Annotated in this window: 15 protein-coding genes; 9 read left to right on the forward strand and 6 right to left on the reverse strand. The window is 67.9% G+C overall.

Annotated features, from left to right (window positions below):
- Positions 1 to 17 precede the first annotated feature (17 nt).
- The 5 genes from G6N38_RS22000 to rlmN all read left to right on the forward strand — a co-directional run bounded on the left by G6N38_RS22000 (position 18) and on the right by rlmN (position 3,894).
- Positions 18 to 371: a Fe-S protein gene (locus tag G6N38_RS22000; protein ID WP_163750123.1), complete on the forward strand. Its 354-nt coding sequence runs from the start codon at positions 18 to 20 to the stop codon at positions 369 to 371.
- A gap of 124 nt (positions 372 to 495) precedes the next feature.
- On the forward strand, positions 496 to 1,248 hold the full coding sequence (gene pyrH / locus G6N38_RS22005) for a UMP kinase (protein ID WP_163750124.1): 753 nt from the start codon (positions 496 to 498) through the stop codon (positions 1,246 to 1,248).
- Between the two features lie 66 nt (positions 1,249 to 1,314).
- Entirely contained in the window at positions 1,315 to 1,872 is a 558-nt protein-coding gene (frr, locus tag G6N38_RS22010) for a ribosome recycling factor (RefSeq protein WP_163750125.1), read from the forward strand.
- Positions 1,872 to 2,771, forward strand: a complete 900-nt coding sequence (locus G6N38_RS22015) for a phosphatidate cytidylyltransferase (RefSeq protein ID WP_407662795.1) — start codon at positions 1,872 to 1,874, stop codon at positions 2,769 to 2,771. The genes frr and G6N38_RS22015 overlap by 1 nt, the downstream gene beginning before the upstream one ends.
- Positions 2,772 to 2,802: 31 nt before the next feature.
- A complete protein-coding gene (gene rlmN, locus G6N38_RS22020) occupies positions 2,803 to 3,894 on the forward strand; it encodes a dual-specificity RNA methyltransferase RlmN (RefSeq protein ID WP_163750126.1) in 1,092 nt (363 codons plus the stop codon).
- 105 nt (positions 3,895 to 3,999) lie between these two features.
- On the opposite strand, the gene G6N38_RS22025 is transcribed toward rlmN, so the two are convergent.
- From G6N38_RS22025 to G6N38_RS22050, 6 genes are all read right to left on the reverse strand, one after another.
- Positions 4,000 to 4,254 (reverse strand): DUF2631 domain-containing protein, encoded by a 255-nt coding sequence (locus tag G6N38_RS22025; protein ID WP_163750127.1) that lies wholly within the window; start codon positions 4,252 to 4,254, stop codon positions 4,000 to 4,002.
- A gap of 64 nt (positions 4,255 to 4,318) precedes the next feature.
- Entirely contained in the window at positions 4,319 to 5,665 is a 1,347-nt protein-coding gene (locus G6N38_RS22030; RefSeq protein ID WP_163750128.1) for a cryptochrome/photolyase family protein, read from the reverse strand.
- An 84-nt stretch (positions 5,666 to 5,749) separates the two neighbouring features.
- Entirely contained in the window at positions 5,750 to 8,197 is a 2,448-nt protein-coding gene (locus tag G6N38_RS22035; RefSeq protein WP_163752247.1) for an AMP-binding protein, read from the reverse strand.
- Between the two features lie 13 nt (positions 8,198 to 8,210).
- Positions 8,211 to 9,269, reverse strand: coding sequence for an ABC transporter ATP-binding protein (locus G6N38_RS22040; protein ID WP_163750129.1), 1,059 nt, complete (start codon positions 9,267 to 9,269; stop codon positions 8,211 to 8,213).
- Positions 9,266 to 10,840, reverse strand: coding sequence for an ABC transporter permease (locus tag G6N38_RS22045; RefSeq protein WP_163750130.1), 1,575 nt, complete (start codon positions 10,838 to 10,840; stop codon positions 9,266 to 9,268). Before G6N38_RS22045 ends, G6N38_RS22040 begins: the two co-directional genes overlap by 4 nt.
- Positions 10,841 to 11,863: an iron ABC transporter substrate-binding protein gene (locus tag G6N38_RS22050; RefSeq protein WP_163750131.1), complete on the reverse strand. Its 1,023-nt coding sequence runs from the start codon at positions 11,861 to 11,863 to the stop codon at positions 10,841 to 10,843. It lies immediately after the preceding gene.
- Positions 11,864 to 11,992: 129 nt separating this feature from the next.
- On the opposite strand from G6N38_RS22050, the gene dxr reads away from it, so the two are divergent.
- From dxr to G6N38_RS22070, 4 genes are read left to right on the forward strand one after another with little or no spacing between them, the layout of a single operon-like run.
- Positions 11,993 to 13,171 (forward strand): 1-deoxy-D-xylulose-5-phosphate reductoisomerase, encoded by a 1,179-nt coding sequence (dxr, locus tag G6N38_RS22055; RefSeq protein WP_163750132.1) that lies wholly within the window; start codon positions 11,993 to 11,995, stop codon positions 13,169 to 13,171.
- A complete protein-coding gene (locus G6N38_RS22060; protein WP_163750133.1) occupies positions 13,168 to 14,406 on the forward strand; it encodes a M50 family metallopeptidase in 1,239 nt (412 codons plus the stop codon). Before dxr ends, G6N38_RS22060 begins: the two co-directional genes overlap by 4 nt.
- Before the next feature lie 31 nt (positions 14,407 to 14,437).
- Entirely contained in the window at positions 14,438 to 15,589 is a 1,152-nt protein-coding gene (gene ispG / locus G6N38_RS22065) for a flavodoxin-dependent (E)-4-hydroxy-3-methylbut-2-enyl-diphosphate synthase (protein ID WP_163752250.1), read from the forward strand.
- A 44-nt stretch (positions 15,590 to 15,633) separates the two neighbouring features.
- Positions 15,634 to 16,488 (forward strand): GNAT family N-acetyltransferase, encoded by an 855-nt coding sequence (locus tag G6N38_RS22070; RefSeq protein WP_163750134.1) that lies wholly within the window; start codon positions 15,634 to 15,636, stop codon positions 16,486 to 16,488.
- The last annotated feature ends 764 nt before the right edge of the window (positions 16,489 to 17,252 follow it).

Raw genomic sequence — 17,252 nt, forward strand, 5'->3', positions numbered from 1 at the left:
AAAGTACGCTGTCCGCCATGGAACTACTACGCAGCGTAGTTATCGTGGTGCACATCGTCGGGTTCGCTGTCACCTTCGGTGCGTGGGTGGCCGAAGCGGCCGCGCGGAGATTCCGCACCACCCGGACGATGGACTACGGACTGCTGCTTTCGTTGCTCACCGGGATCGCGCTCGCGGCGCCGTGGCCAGCCGGAATTGTCTTGAACTACCCCAAAATTGGGGTCAAGTTGGCCATCCTTGTCGTGATTGGTGGTCTGCTCGGCATGGGCAATGCCCGGCAGCGGCGCACCGGTGAACCCGTCCCGCGTCCGGTGTTCGTCTCGGTGGGGGTCTTGTCGCTCGCTGCGGCGGCCATCGCCGTGCTCTGGTGACGTCCACCAGGCATAACCCGGGAAAACGCCGACTTCGCCGATAAGGCAGGATGGAAGTGCCGTCCCGAACGTCGCCGGGATGGCACTCTCATGCCAGGAGCGGAGACTATCTCGGAGGAGTCTGATGGGGGAGACGCCCAGTAGCAACGGCGCCGAGGCGACGACCGGACTGCGCCCTCATTTCAACAGGGTGGTGCTCAAGCTCGGCGGGGAGATGTTCGGCGGCGGGTCGGTCGGACTGGATCCCGACGTGGTCGCCCAGGTGGCCCGCCAGATCGCCGAAGTGGTGCGCAGCGGCGCGCAGGTGGCGGTCGTGATCGGTGGCGGAAACTTCTTCCGCGGCGCCCAATTGCAGCAACGCGGGATGGAACGTACCCGCTCGGACTATATGGGCATGCTCGGCACCGTGATGAACAGCCTTGCGCTCCAAGATTTTCTGGAGAAGGAAGGCATCGTCACCCGGGTGCAGACCGCGATCACCATGGGGCAGGTTGCCGAGCCGTACATTCCGTTGCGCGCGGTGCGCCACCTGGAGAAGGGGCGCGTGGTGATCTTCGGCGCCGGCATGGGGCTGCCGTACTTCTCCACCGACACCACCGCCGCGCAGCGCGCCCTGGAGATCCGTGCCGACATCGTCCTGATGGCCAAGGCGGTCGACGGGGTCTTCACCGCCGACCCGCGGCAGGACCCGAACGCCGAAATGCTCACCGAGATCAGCCACCGTGAGGTCATCGACCGCGGCCTCCAGGTGGCCGACGCCACCGCGTTCAGTTTGTGCATGGACAACGGGATGCCGATCCTGGTGTTCAACTTGCTGACCGACGGGAATATCGCCCGAGCGGTCGCAGGTGAGAAGATCGGAACTCTGGTCAGCTGAGGAGGACCGGCGCGAAATGCCGCCGACGACGATGCAGAGCGGAGCGATGAGGAGGAGTGGCGCGAAATGATTGAAGAGGCTCTCTTCGATGCCGAAGAGAAAATGGAGAAGGCCGTCGCGGTCGCCCGCGATGACCTGTCGTCCATCCGGACCGGACGGGCCAATCCCGGCATGTTCGCGCGCGTCGTCGTCGACTACTACGGCTCACCCACTCCGATCACGCAGCTGTCGAGCGTGAATGTCCCCGAGGCGCGGATGGTGGTGATCAAGCCCTATGAGGCGTCGCAGTTGCGCGTGATCGAGGACGCCATTCGCAACTCGGACCTGGGCGTCAACCCCACCAACGACGGAAACATCATCCGGGTGTCGATCCCGCAGCTGACCGAGGAACGTCGCCGGGATCTGGTCAAGCAGGCCAAGTCCAAGGGCGAGGACGCCAAGGTGTCGGTGCGCAACATACGCCGTCGCGCGATGGAGGAACTGCACCGCATCCGCAAGGACGGCGAGGCCGGCGAGGACGAGGTCGGTCGCGCGGAGAAGGACTTGGACAAGGCCACCGCGACCTACGTCGGCCAGATCGACGAGTTGGTCAAGCACAAAGAAGGCGAGTTGCTGGAGGTCTGATGGCCGCTCAGCAACCCATGCCTGTGGCAGACACCGAGTCCGGCGCACCCGGTCCCGCACCGGAGAAGCCGGAGAAGAAGACCTCTCGCGCCGGTCGTGATCTGCCCGCCGCGATTGCCGTCGGCGCGGCGCTGGGCGCGATGGCGATCGGCAGCCTGTTGTTCGCGCCGAAGTGGTGGTTCCCGCTGTTGGCCATCGCCATCGCGATCGCCACTCACGAGGTGGTCCGCCGGCTGCGCGAACACGGGTACGTGATGCCGGTGGTGCCGCTGCTGCTCGGCGGTCAGGCGATGATCTGGCTGGCCTGGCCCTGGGGCGTCCCGGGGACGCTGGGCGCCTATGGCGGCACGATCGTGGTCGCTATGGTGTGGCGCCTGCTCGGCCAGGGCCTGCGCGAACAGCCGGTCAATTATCTGCGCGACATCGCCGCGACCGTGCTGCTGGCCACCTGGGTGCCGTTGTTCGCGAGCTTCACTGCGCTGCTGATCTTCCAGGAGAACGGCGGCGCCCGGGTCTTCACCGTGATCGCCACCGTCGTATTCGCCGATATCGGCGGCTATACCGCCGGCGTGCTGTTCGGCAAGCATCTGCTGGCCCCGGCGATCAGCCCCAAGAAATCCTGGGAAGGCCTCGGTGGCTCACTGCTGTTCGGCATCGCCGCGTCCGTGCTGTCCGTGACGTTCCTGCTGGGCAAGCCCGCCTGGGTCGGCCTGCCGCTGGGGTTGATGCTGGTGATCACCGGCGTGTTGGGCGACCTGGTCGAGTCCCAGGTCAAGCGTGACCTGGGCATCAAGGACATGGGGACCCTGCTGCCGGGCCACGGCGGGATCATGGACCGCATCGACGCGATGCTGCCGTCGGCGGTCGCCGGCTGGATCGTCCTGACACTGCTGGCCTGAGCCGGCCGCCGGCTGCGCGATACTGAACGTAATGAAACAAGAGCTTGTCTTCGAGGCGCCGCGGCGCGCGCTGCCACCGCGCCATCTCGCCGACCTGGACGCCGAGGGCCGAACGGCCGCGGTGGCCGAGCTCGGGCTGCCGTCGTTCCGGGCCAAACAGCTGGCTCAGCAGTACTACGGTCGGCTGCTGGCCGACCCGCAGCAGATGACCGACCTGCCGGCCGGGGTGCGCGACACGGTCGCCGACGCGCTGTTCCCCACGCTGCTCTCCGTGGCCCGCGAGATCGAATGCGACTCGGGGGAGACCCGAAAGACGTTGTGGCGCGCGCACGATGGCACCACATTCGAGTCGGTGCTGATGCGCTACCCGAACCGCAACACGGTGTGCATCTCGTCGCAGGCCGGCTGCGGGATGGCCTGCCCGTTCTGCGCGACCGGCCAGGGCGGGCTGACCCGCAACCTGAGCACGGCCGAGATCCTCGAGCAGGTGCGGGCGGCGGCGGTGACGTTGCGCGATGACTTCGGGGATCGGCTCTCGAATGTGGTGTTCATGGGGATGGGCGAGCCGCTGGCGAACTATGCGCGCACGCTGGCCGCGGTGCAGCGCATCACCGCCGCACCGCCGGAGGGCTTCGGGATCTCGGCACGCTCGGTGACGGTGTCGACCGTCGGACTGGCGCCGGCGATCCGCAAGCTCGCCGACGAGCATCTCGGCGTGACGCTCGCGGTGTCGCTGCACACGCCCGACGACGAACTGCGCGACACCCTGGTGCCGGTGAACAACCGCTGGAAGGTCAGCGAGGTCCTTGATGCGGCCCGCTACTACGCCGATGCCACCGGACGGCGGGTGTCGATCGAGTACGCGCTGATCCGCGACGTCAACGACCAGCCGTGGCGGGCCGACCTACTGGGCAAGAAGCTGCACAAGGCGCTCGGCCCGCTGGTGCACGTCAACCTGATTCCGCTCAATCCAACGCCGGGCAGCCAGTGGGATGCCAGTCCCAAGCCGGCCGAACGCGAGTTCGTTCGCCGGGTGCGGGCTGCCGGGGTGTCGTGCACGGTGCGGGACACCCGCGGGCGAGAAATAGCGGCGGCCTGCGGTCAGCTCGCCGCGAGCGGATAGTCCGCAAGTACGAACCCCGACCCGAGATTGACGTCACGCAGAGGGTGTGCGAGAAGGCCCCTGCCTAGCCTCAATTTCGGCGCATGAACGCGGGACCTGCGGGTCCTAGCGGATCCAGCCGCGGCGACGACCCCACCAGTCGCGGATGGTGACACCGAGGACCAAGACCGCGAACACCACCAGCACGTAATCCTCGACGTGGCCGACGTGGTTGCCGCGCAGCATTGCCAGCAGGAAAAGGGTGACGAAGATGCCCACACCGTGCCACGTGCGCGGGGTGATCTTGCTCCAGCCCCAAGCGGCCGAGGGTACGTCGGCAGGGTCGACCTCTGTGTAGCGCTCCACCTCGGTGCTAACCATTGCGGCTCCTGTCGGACTCAGATCGGCAATCGGGGTAATTCTGGCACACCCGTCCGGCGCGGGCTCAGCCGATCTGGCCGTAGCGTCTCAACGCCTCGGTGCGCTCGGTGGCATGATCGACGATCGGCTCCGGGTAACCGGCGGGCCGGTCGCCCTTGAGCCTGTGGACGTCGTCGACATCGGCCAGCTCGGGCACCCAGCGCCGCACGTAATCGCCCGCAGGATCGAACTTCTGGCCCTGCGCCGTCGGGTTGAACACCCGGAAGTACGGCGCCGCATCGGTCCCTGAGCCCGCGCACCACTGCCAGCCGTGCTGGTTGCTGGCGATATCGCCGTCCACCAGCTGCTCGAGAAACCAGCGGGCACCCCACTGCCACGGCAGGTGCAGGTCTTTGACCAGGAACGACGCCACGATCATCCGCACCCGGTTGTGCATGAAGCCGGAGTCGCGCAGCTGTCGCATCCCGGCATCGACGATCGGGTAGCCGGTGCGGCCCTGTTTCCAGGTCTCGAACAGCGCGTCAGCCTCTGCGCCGGTGTCGACCTCAATCGCGTCGAAGTTGCGGTTCCAGTTCCACCGAGCGCTATCCGGCCACTCGTGCAACACCGCCGCGTAGAAATCGCGGAACGCCAGCTCCCGCAGATAGGCCCCCGGACCCTCGGCCCGGAGATTGAGATCGGCAGCCATCGTCCGGGGATGGATGGTGCCGAACTTCAGGTGTGCCGACATCCGGCTGACGCCCGGCTTGTCCGGGCGGTTGCGGTCCTCGGCGTAGTTGGTCAGGCCGGCGTCGACGAACTCCGCCCACCGCTGCAGGGCGGCGGCCTCACCGGCGTCGAGGTCCAGGTCGACGCCCGGATCGGGAGCATCCACCCGGTATTTCGACGCCCACCCGGCCGGGTCGATCCAGCGCACCGAGGCCGTCGCCGACGGCGCAGGGGAGCGCCAGCCCATTTCGCGCCACCTGGCCAGATAGGGCGTGAACACCTTGTACGGGGTCCCGTCGTCCTTGGTGACCCGGCCCGGCGAGACGAGGTACGGCGAACCGGTGGCCCGCAGCTGCGCGCCCGCATCGGCCAGCGCGGCGGCCACCGCCTCGTCGCGCCGCACCCCGAACGGACTGAAATCGGCCGAAATGTGAACCTCGGTGGCGCCGACTTCCTTGCACAGCGACGGGATTAGTTGCTCGGGGCGTCCGCGGGCGATCAGCAGCCGGCCGCCGAGGGCATCGGAGAGCTCCCGCAGCGAATCGCCGAGGAATTGCAGCCGACGTGGACCCGACGACTTCTCCAGCCGCGGATCCAGCACGAAGCAACCGAGCACGTCGGCCCCGTCGACGGCGGCCTCCAGCAGGGGCGGCAGGTCGTGTAGGCGTAGATCCCGGCGGAACCACAGCAGTGCGGACGGCATGTTCCCATGCTGCCCTGCACGGTCTTGAGCGTCGCGATCGATCCGTCATCAGGCTGGTGGCCGACGGGTCCGATCGCAGACGAGTTACTTCCGCGACGGGAAGGAAATCCCGGCCAGCCCCACCCGGGCGCGCACCGCGGACACAACTCGGGCCACAGCGATACCCAGCACTATCGACGCGGCCACGCCGACGGCCGGATGGCCGAACAGCGGGTACACCTGAAAGTGCGTGAGGTAGATGTAGAGCGAGGCTTCGGCAATCACGCCGGCGACGGTGATCAACGCCGCGGGGAACGGCAGGGCGGGCAGCCAGGCCAGCAGCAGGATGCCGGCTGCCACCAGCGTTTCCCGGTGGCTATTGCCGAAGTATCCGGCTATCCCGATGACTACGACGGCGCTGACCGCCAGGCGCTGCCAGGCGGCTGTCGCCTTGGCCGCGGCCCACCCGGCCGCGAAGAACCAGAAGGCCAAGACGGTGAACCCCGTCTCGCGACCCTGGTGCAGGCCGGGAAGGTCGTAGCGCACGGCGAGTCCGACTGCCAGGAACGCCGCTGCGATTCCGAACGGGTATCGGCGTTCCAGGCGATCGCAGACCGGAAGCCAGCTGATTGCGGTGAGCGCCAACAGAATCCACACCAGCACCTCGACGAACCACAGCCGGCCCGCTGTCATGCTGTCATGCGGACCTAGAACCTTTTGCAGCAAAAACAGATTGGTGGGCGCGTAATCGTCGGTGATCAGCAGGGCGAACGCGATCCAGATGGTCGAGGGAATGGCGATCCAGGCAATCGTGTCGACCAGATGGCGCACCCGCTGCCGCCGGGACCGCCCGGCCAGACAGAATCGCCCGAAGTTGTAGCCGGCCACCGCAAGCAGGATGTGGGCACCGCCCCACAGTTCGAACAGGCCGGCATGGGACCCCACGACCAACACGATGGCGGCCGCCCGCAGCGCCACGCTGGTTTCCAGCGTGGCACCCCACCGCGGACCGGTTCGCTCGCCAAGGCTCTCCAGGTCGGCGATGCTGCGGTTCTGCCAGTCCGAAGGCAGCCGTCCCAGCATTCGCTCGAGCCGGATCGACATCGTCACGTAGGACAACGAGTTGCCGCCCAGGCTGACGAAGCTGCTCTGCGGCGTCAGGGTGTCGGAGTCGACATGCAGCACATCGGCGAACAGGGCGTGCACATCGGTCGCGGCTGGCGGGTCCTGTTCGCGGACGATGGTGCGCAGGGCCGGGTAGTCCGGCTTGCCCGACGGCAACACCGGCAGTTCCGCGAGCGCGACGGCGCGCACTGCCGCGGCGGGCAGACCGGCGGCGGCCGCGGTGCGAGCGCGCAGTTCGGCCGGATTCACCGGGCCCGCAGTCGCGACGACGAGCTGTCCGTCGGCGTCGGTGCACATCGCCGGGGACGCGTGTTCGGCCACGGCGGATTCGACCCGCTGCAGATCGATCCGTAACCCGTAGAGCTTGACGAATCGGCTCAGCCGGCCGACCACCTGATAGATGCCGTCGCTGAGGCGCCGAGCCAGGTCTCCGGTGTGCAGCGCCTCCAGTTCGGCGCCGGCGGCCAGGTCGGCAGGCGAATGCGCGTAGCCCATCATGACATTCGGCCCGTGGTAGACCAGCTCGCCGACGTCGGGATCGCGGTAGCCGTCCACCGCCGCCAGTGTGAACCTGCCCCCGGGTATCGGCCGGCCGATCGCCTCGGGGTAGGCCTGGGCCAGTTCGGGTGGCAGATAAGCCATCCGGGCCGTCGCCTCGGTGGCGCCGTACATGACGACGAAATCGAATCCGCGGCGGCGTCCCAGCTCGGCGTACCGGCGTACTGAATCCGGGCCCAACCGCCCACCGGCTTGGGTGATGTAGCGCAGTGTCGGCAACTCCATGGCGTCGAAGCCGACGCGGTCGAGCAGTTCGAACGTGTAGGGCACCCCGGCGAAGCTCGTGGCGCCGTGGCGGGCGAACAGCGTCCAGAACTCGTCATCGGCCACCGACCGATCGGTGAGGATCAGTGCGGCACCCCGCCACAGGTGGCTGTGGATCACCGAGAGCCCGTAGCAGTACGACATTGGCAATGTTGTTGCTGCCCGGTCATTTTCGGAGATGCGGAGATACTCGGCGATCGCGACGGCATTGGAACGCAGGTTATTCGCGGACAGCCGTACCAGCTTGGGTGAGCCGGTGCTGCCCGAGGTGCTCAGCAGCAGCGCCAAGTCCGGGTGCAGCCGATGCCGGCTGGTGTGGCGGCGGTGCCGGATGGTGCCATCCGCAGCGACGACGACGTCGGGATCGTAGGTGTCGAGCAGCGCAGCCGGGTCGGCTTCCGGCGGGACCGGGATCGCGACGTGGCCACCGGCCAGTGCGCCGAGGTAGGACACCAGGGCCGAGACGGTGTTACCGGCTTCCAGCAGAACGAGTTTGCGGTCCGGGCCCAGTTCGGCCGCGACATCAGCGGCGCGTTCGGCAAGCTCCCGATGGGTCAGTGTCTCGGTGGCCGTCGCGACGGCCATGCGGTCGCCGAAACCGGCCATCCGCTCGACCAGGTCACGCACCACTGTCCTCGAAAATGACCGGGGCTCCCAATAATTCGACGGTGACCTTGCTGTGCAGGGAGGGACAGCCGAAGCTGTGTTGGCGCACCGTGATCGCCGCCGCGTCACCGGCCGGCGCGATGGTCAACAGCACGTCGGGGCCCAGGAACTCCGCACCCACCACGGTGCCCAGACCGGTGCCGGTCGCGGTATCGGGCACCACGCTGGCCTGCAGTTGCTCGGGGCGCAGCAACATCGTTGCCGTCCCGTCGGCGGCCGACGGAACGGGGAGGCGCCCAAGCACACATTCGGCGATGCCGTCTCGCACGGTGCAGGGCAGGAATACGCAGTCCCCGAGGAACTCCGCGGTGAACCGGGAGGTCGGGTTGAGGTATACCGCCTGCGGGGTGCCCACCTGGGTGAACCGTCCGGCACGCATCACGGCCACCTGGTCGGCCATGGACAGTGCCTCTTCCTGGTCGTGGGTGACCAACAGGGTGGTTACACCGGCCTCGGACAGGGTGCGCGCCACGGCCTTACGGGTGGCTGCGCGCAGTCCGGTGTCCAGCGCGCTGAACGGCTCATCGAGCAGCATCAGGGCGGGCTGGCGAGCCAGGGCGCGCGCCAGCGCGACTCGCTGCTGCTGGCCGCCCGACAGCTCGCTGGGCCGGCGAGCGGCCAGCGCCTCGTCCAGGGACACCGTGCGCAGCAGCTCGGCGACCTGATCACGCACCGCGCGCTGGCGCAGCCCGGCGTTGAGGCCGTAGGCGACGTTCTGCGCGACGGTCAGGTGCGGGAAGAGGGCACCGTCCTGCGCGACGTAGCCGACACCACGCCGATGTGGTGCTACCCCGGTGCCAGGGCCGGCGACCTGGCGACCGGCCAGCGTCACGGTCCCGGCGTCGGGAGTTTCGAATCCGGCAATGATGCGCAGCAGTGTGGTCTTGCCGCAGCCGGACGGTCCCAACACCGCGGTGATACTGCCGCTGGCGATGTCCAGGTCGAGCTGGTCGAGCACCGTGTGTCCGTCGAAAGACTTTGTCAGAGAACGTGTTTGCAGCTGAATGCTCACAACGCGGCCACCTTCGAGGACTGGCGGACGAGCAGCATCGTGACCGGCAGCGCCAGCACGATCATGATCGCCGCATAGGGGGCGGCCGCGGCGTAGTCCAACTCGCTGGCCAGTGACCAGAACCGCATCGACAGGGTGCGGGTGCCGGTAGGGGCCAGCAACAGGGTGGCGGTGAGTTCGGTGGCGACCGCGACGAACACCATCGCCGCGCCCGAGGCGGCCGCGGGAGCGGTGAGCCGCAACGTGATTCGGGCGAAGGTGGCCGAGGGCGCCACGCCCAGCGTCCACGAGGCTTCCTCCAGGCCCACGGGTACCTGGGCCAGGCCCGCCCGCACGCTGACCAGTGCCCGCGGGATGAACATCAGCACGTAGGCGCACACCAGCAGGGTCACCGTCTGGTAGAGCGGGGGAGTCACCCGGATGGCAACGGTCACCAGCGCCAGCGCGGTGACGATGCCGGGCAGCGAGCTGGTGAGGAAGTTCGCCCCCTCGACGGCCCGCGCGAACGACCCGCTGGTGCGAACAGCCACCCAGGCAACGGGATAGGCCAGGACGGTCGCGGCCAACGCGCCCGCGGCGGCCAGCCCGATGGTCTGGGCGAGGGCAACACCGAGATCGTCGAGCACCCACACGCCCGGGCCGCCGATCCATAACCAGCGCAGGATCGTCCACGCCGGAACGCCCAGCGCGAGTATCGACAGCGCGGTCAGACCGGCCGCTGCGGGGATCCGCGCCGCACCGAGTCCAACGGTGGTGGCCGGTCGCGGCGCGCCCGATCCGACCCGGGCGAACTGCGCCCGGCCTCGTGCGGCGGCCTCGGCCACCAGCAGGACCAAGCACAGCAGCACGAGCACACCGGCCAGCATCGACCCGGCCGCGCCGTCGAACGTGGCCTGGAACTGTTCGAAGATCGCGGTGGTGAAGGTGTTGAACCGGAGCATGGCGAACGCGCCGTACTCGGCGAGCAGGTGCACGCCGATCAGCAGCGCGCCGCCCAGGATCGCCAACCGCAACTGCGGCAACACCACCCGCGCGAACACCGCCGCCGAGCCCGAGCCGAGGGCCCGCGCGGACTCCTCGAGCGCCGGATCAAGCCGCCGCAGGGTGGCCGCTGCGGGCAGGTAGGCGAACGGGAAGTAGGACAGGGTGGTTACCAGCGCGGCGCCGGTGAAGCCGTGCAAGCCCGGCGCGACATCGACCCAGGCGTAGGAGTTCACGAAGGCCGGCACCGCCAGCGGGGTTACCAGCAGGCCTCGCCAGAGCGCACGCCCGGGCATATCGGTGCGTTCGACGAGCCAGGCTGCGCCGATGCCGATCGCCACGCACAGCGGGACGGTGACCAGCATCAGGCCGACGGTGTTCACCAGCAGCTCGCCGACGCGGGGGCGCACCACCAACTCGATGACCCGCGCGGGGCCGGTGGTCACGAACGCCCACGCCACATAGCCCAGCGGAATGAACGTCACCGCAACAAGAACCGCGACGACGGCAGCCGCGACGGGGCCGGGTCGCCGGCGTGCGCCGGATCGGTTCGCCGCCGGTCGCGGCGGCGTCTCGGTGGCGGCGCCCACCTACAACAAGCCTGCCTGCGTCATCAGGTCCGAGACGCGTTTGGCGTCCAAGGTGGACGGGTCGACGGATGGCGGATCCAGCTGGCTCAGCGGGACCAGCGCGGGATTGGCGGGCACGCCGCTGGCCACCGGATACTCGAAGGACGTGCCGTTGCGCAGCACTTCCTGGCCGGCCTTGCCGGTGATGAACGTCAGGAACTGCTGGGCCTTGTCCTGCTTCTTGCTCGACTTGAGCACCCCGCCGCCGGACAGACTCAGGAACGCGCCGGGGTCCTGGTTGCCGAAGTAGTGCAGCTTGGTGTTGCCGCTCATCTCCTTGGTCTTCGATTGATCGCGGTACCAGTAGTAGTGGTAGATCACGCCGCCGGCGACCTCGCCGTTGTTCACCGCGCGCAGGGTGGCGATGTTGTCGGAGTAGATGACGGCGTTGCTCTTCATGCCGACCAACCACTGCTCGGTGGCGGCCGGGCCCTTCAGCTGCAGCAGTGCGGCGACGATGGCCTGGAAGTCGGCCTTGGTGGGTGGAGCTCCCCAGCGGCCCTTCCATTCGGGCCGTTGCAGATCCAGCAGCGAGGTGGGCAGCTGGTCGGCGGGCAGCTTGGTCGGGTTGTAGACGAAGACAGTGCTGCGCGCCGCGACCCCGGCCCAGGCGTTGCTGGCCGGGCGGAACTGCTGCGGCACGTTGGCGACGACCTTCGCGTCGATCGGGGTGAACAGGCCCGCGCGCTCCACGGCGGCCATGGCGGGGGAGTTCTCGGTGAGGAAGACGTCGGCGGGTGAGTTGGCGCCCTCGGCGATCAGCTGGTTGCCCAGTTCGGTGTCCCCGCCCTGGCGGTAGGTGACCTTAATCCCGGTCTCCTTGGTGAACGCGTCGATCCACTCCTTGGTCAGCGACTCGTGCTGGGCGTTGTAGACCAGCAGGTCGTCGCTGCCGCCCGAGGAGCAGGCGGTGCCGGCGAGGCCGAGAAGCAAGGTCAACAGGAGTGCCGAGATCGTCCGGAGAGCGGTTCGGCAGCTGAGCATGAGAGCCCTTCCTTTGATCTATAAGGGTTGGCTAACCATATACCTTTCGAGTGGTCCGGCTGACGGACGTCGGCCGGCCCCGGGCCCACATGTGACAACCTTCTACGCCGGACGCGGCACAATTGATGGGTGAGCCCCGCCAACCGCCTGAAGGTCCTGATCCTGGGCAGCACCGGTTCCATCGGGACCCAGGCGCTGGAGGTCATCGCCGAGAACCCGGACCGCTTTGAAGTCGTCGGGCTGGCTGCCGGTGGTGGCAACCCCGACTTGCTGGCCCGCCAGCGTGCCGAGACCGGCGTGACCAATATCGCCGTCGCCGACCCGGTGGCCGCCGAGCAGATCGGCGGGGTCACCTACACCGGCCCCACCGGAGTCACCCGACTGGTCCAGGACGCCTCCGAAAAGACCGGAGTCGACGTCGTGCTCAACGCCCTGGTCGGGGCGCTGGGGCTGGAGCCGACCCTGGCCGCGCTGGCCTCCGGCGCCCGGCTGGCCCTGGCCAACAAGGAATCGCTGGTCGCCGGCGGACCGCTGGTGGTCAAGGCCGCCCGTCCTGGCCAGATCGTGCCCGTCGATTCCGAACACTCCGCGCTGGCCCAGTGCCTGCGCTCCGGCAGCGCCGACGAGGTCGCCAAATTGGTGCTCACTGCCTCCGGCGGCCCGTTCCGCGGCTGGTCGGCCGCCCAGCTCGAGCCCGTCACGCCCGAGCAGGCCGGCGCCCATCCCACCTGGAATATGGGCCCGATGAACACGCTGAACTCGGCGTCGCTGGTCAACAAGGGTCTGGAGCTGATCGAGACGCACCTGCTGTTCGGTGTTCCCTATGAGCGAATCGAGGTCGTCGTGCATCCGCAGTCGATCGTGCACTCGATGGTGACGTTCACCGACGGCTCGACGATCGCCCAGGCCAGCCCGCCGGACATGAAACTGCCGATCTCGCTCGCGCTGGGCTGGCCCGACCGGGTGCCGGCCGCTGCCGCGGCCTGCGACTTCACCACGGCCTCCACCTGGGAGTTCGAGCCGCTGGACGCCTCGGTGTTTCCCGCCGTCGATCTGGCCCGCGAGGCCGGACAGGCCGGCGGCTGCCTGACCGCGGTCTACAACGCCGCCAACGAAGAGGCCGCCGAGGCCTTCCTGGCCGGAAAGATCCGGTTCCCGGCCATCGTGCGAACAATCGCCGACGTGCTGCACGCCGCCGACCAGTGGGCCGCCGAACCCGCTACCGTGGAAGAAGTACTTGACGCGCAGCGCTGGGCACGGCAACGGGCCCGCGAGGCCGTCACACAGGAGGTCGCTTCAATCCGATGATGTTCGTTATCGGCATTGCGCTGTTCGCACTCTGCATCCTCATCTCGGTTGCACTGCACGAGTGCGGTCACATGTGGGTGGCCCGCGCCACCGGAATGAAGGTGCGCCGCTACTTCGTGGGCTTCGGCCCCACCCTGTGGTCGACCCACCGGCCCAACAAGCTCGGCTCCACCGAGTACGGCATCAAGGCCGTGCCGCTCGGCGGCTTCTGCGACATCGCGGGCATGACCTCGGTGGACGAGGTCGCACCCGAAGACCGCCCGTACGCGATGTTCAAGCAGGACACCTGGAAGCGGGTCGCGGTACTGTTCGCCGGGCCGGCGATGAACTTCATCATCGGCCTGGTGCTGGTCTACGGGATCGCGGTCATTTGGGGCCTGCCCAACCTGCACGCGCCGACCACCGCCGTCGTCGGCGAAACACAGTGTGTCGCACCGGAAGTGACCAAGGGCAAGCTCGGCGACTGCACCGGTCCCGGCCCCGCCGCGCTGGCCGGTATCAAGCCCGGCGACGTGGTCCTCAAGGTCGGGAACACCGACGTGAAGAACTTCGACGAAATGGTGGTCGCTGTGCGCGGCGCCTCCGGCCCAACACCGTTCGTCGTGCAGCGCACCGAAAACGGCGCCACCCGCGAATTCACCACCACCGTCGACGTCACCCCGACCCAGCGGTATGCCGCCAAGGACAAGGGCACCGAGCCGGTTCCCACCAGCGTCGGTGCCGTCGGTGTCGGCGCCGCCACCTTCCCGCCGACCCAGTACAACCTGCTGACCGCGGTGCCGGCCACCTTCGCCTTTAGCGGTGACCTGGCTGTGGAGCTGGGCAAGTCACTGGCGAAGATTCCGACCAAGGTCGGCGCCCTGATTCACTCCATCGGCGGTGGCGAGCGCGACCCCGAGACCCCGATCAGCGTCGTGGGCGCCAGCATCATCGGCGGCGACACCGTCGACCATGGGTTATGGGTGGCGTTCTGGTTCTTCCTGGCCCAGCTCAACTTCGTGCTCGGCGCGATCAACCTGGTGCCGCTGCTGCCGTTCGACGGCGGCCACATCGCGATCGCCCTGTTCGAGAAGCTCCGCAACCTCCTGCGATCGGCACGCGGCAAGGTCGCCGCGGCGCCGGTGAACTACCTGAAGCTGATGCCCGCCACCTACGTGATCCTCGTTGTGGTGGTCGGCTACATGCTGTTGACCGTCACCGCCGACCTGGTCAACCCCATCCGACTTTTCCAGTAGGGAGATCGCTGTGACGTCCATAGGCCTGGGTATGCCCGCTCCGCCCGCACCGGTGTTGGCGCCCCGGCGTAAGACCCGCCAGCTCATGGTGCGTGACGTCGGCGTCGGCAGCGACCATCCCATCTCGGTGCAGTCGATGTGCACCACCAAAACTCACGATGTCAACACCACCCTGCAGCAGATCGCCGAGTTGACCGCCGCCGGCTGCGACATCGTCCGGGTGGCCTGCCCGCGCCAGGAAGACGCCGACGCGCTGGCCGAAATCGCCAAGCACAGCAACATTCCGGTGATCGCCGACATCCACTTCCAGCCCAAGTACATCTTCGCCGCGATCGACGCCGGCTGTGCCGCTGTGCGCGTCAACCCCGGCAACATCAAGGAGTTCGACGGCCGGGTCGGCGAGGTCGCCAAGGCTGCCGGCGCGGCGGGCATCCCGATCCGCATCGGAGTCAACGCCGGCTCGCTGGACAAGCGTTTCATGGACAAATACGGCAAGGCCACCCCGGAGGCGCTCGTCGAGTCCGCGCTGTGGGAGGCCTCGCTGTTCGAGGAGCACGGCTTCGGCAACATCAAGATCAGCGTCAAGCACAACGACCCGGTCGTGATGGTGGCCGCCTACGAACTTCTGGCCGAAAAGTGTGACTACCCACTCCATCTTGGCGTCACCGAGGCCGGCCCGGCGTTCCAGGGCACGATCAAGTCGGCCGTCGCCTTCGGCGCGCTGCTGTCGCGGGGGATCGGTGACACCATCCGGGTGTCGCTGTCGGCCCCGCCTATCGAGGAAGTCAAGGTCGGCAGCCAGATCCTGGAGTCGCTGAACCTGCGGCCCCGCGGGCTGGAGATCGTGTCCTGCCCGTCCTGCGGGCGGGCTCAGGTCGACGTCTACACATTGGCGAATGCGGTGTCGGCGGGACTTGACGGACTCGATGTGCCGCTGCGGGTGGCGGTGATGGGGTGTGTGGTCAACGGTCCAGGCGAGGCTCGCGAGGCCGACCTCGGGGTGGCGTCGGGCAACGGCAAGGGCCAGATCTTCGTCAAGGGCGAAGTGATCAAGACCGTGCCCGAGGCGATGATCGTCGAGACGCTGATCGAAGAGGCCATGCGACTTGCCTCCGAAATGGGCTCCGACCAACGCGGCACGGACACAACTGCCAGCGGTTCGCCAGTGGTAACCGTAAGCTGATGGCGTAACCCACAGGGGTTTTCAACCCGCAGAAAGTAACCGCCATGTCGGCTCCGCCACTGTTTCGTCTGGTCGACGAACGACGGGTGTCGGTGGTTCGCGACGCCGAGGCGGTGGGCCGGGTGCTTGCCGACGATCCGGTCGGGTCCTGCATGGTGGCGGCGCGGGTCGCCGACCACGGTGTCGAGCCGCAGGCGATCGGTGGGGAACTCTGGACACGGCGGCGCGCCGAGGAATCGCTGTGCTACGCCGGGGCCAACCTGATCCCGCTGCGTGGTGCGCGGCCGGACCTCCAGGCGTTCGCCGATAAGGCGATGAGCACCGCGCGGCGCTGTTCGTCTCTGGTCGGCCGGGCCGATCTGGTGCTACCGCTGTGGGACCGCCTGCAGCATGCGTGGGGCCCGGCCCGCGACGTGCGCGACCACCAACCGCTGATGGCCCTCGGGGTGCCGCCGGCGTGCCGCGTCGACCCGGCGGTGCGCCGGGTACGGGTCGACGAGCTCGACGCCTACCTGGTGGCGGCCATCGACATGTTCATCGGCGAGGTCGGGATCGATCCCCGGATCGGTGACGGCGGTCGGGGCTACCGGCGCCGGGTCGCCGGCCTGATCGCGGCGGGCCGGGCGTACGCCCGTTTCGAGCATGGGCAAGTGGTCTTCAAGGCCGAGGTGGGTTCGCAATCCCCGGCGGTCGGCCAGATCCAGGGAGTCTGGGTGCATCCCGAGTGGCGCGGCCACGGGCTGGGCACAGCGGGCACCGCAGCGGTGGCCGCAGCGGTGGTCGACAGCGGGCGGATCGCCAGTCTCTATGTCAACAGCTTCAACGCGGTCGCGCGGGCGGCTTATTCGCGGGTCGGCTTCGCCGAGGTCGGAATGTTCGCGACCGTCTTGCTCGACTGAGCATCGGCCGCGCACTTCATCCACCCGATCAATTACTGGTTAATTGCGGGCAATGTCTGGATTTAGATTGCCCAATTTGGAACTAATCCCTTCGATACCGGCTTAGCATCGGTCGTAGACGGCGAAAGTCGTGCAACTGTTGGGGAGTCCGCGGTGGGCTGCCGCGGTTTTTAGGACCGCACCCATTCGCGGTAATGGGTCGCGGGGGTTTAAATGCGAGGGTTTATTTGCGCACGCAATTTTCCATTCACCGAGACGTTGCCCGTGGCATACCCCGCCTGGGTCGGCGGGGCTGTGGTGGCGTTGGGGCTCGGTGCCTCGATCACCGCTGGGTGCGGCGTCGCGGCTGCTGAGGGCACCTCAGCTCCGCCCAACTCGACGACCAGTTCTGCGCATTCGCGAGATTCCGCCGCCTCAGCCAGGGCTGTTGGCGCGCGAGGACCAGCGCGGTCACCAGGCAACGTTGCTGCCAATCGTGCTCAGGGACGACAGGCAACAACTGCCGGACCCGCACGACGGCCCGGGGCGAGCGCGGCTGCCGTGCCGAATGCGACGAGTCCCGTCGCGGTTGGATCGACCGGCGGGAGTGCGGCCGCCGCCACGGTGGCCGAAACCGTCGTCGCCGCATCGGTTGCCGACACCCTGGCCCCAATTGCGAATGCGACAACAAAGAGCGCATCGGCATTTCAAAGCCCGGTGTCGATTATCAATTCGCTTATTCGGCAGATACGGGTAATGTTTTTCAATAGCACACCGACCATTTA

This window comes from Mycolicibacterium helvum (assembly GCF_010731895.1).
GTDB classification, from domain to species: Bacteria; Actinomycetota; Actinomycetes; order Mycobacteriales; family Mycobacteriaceae; genus Mycobacterium; species Mycobacterium helvum.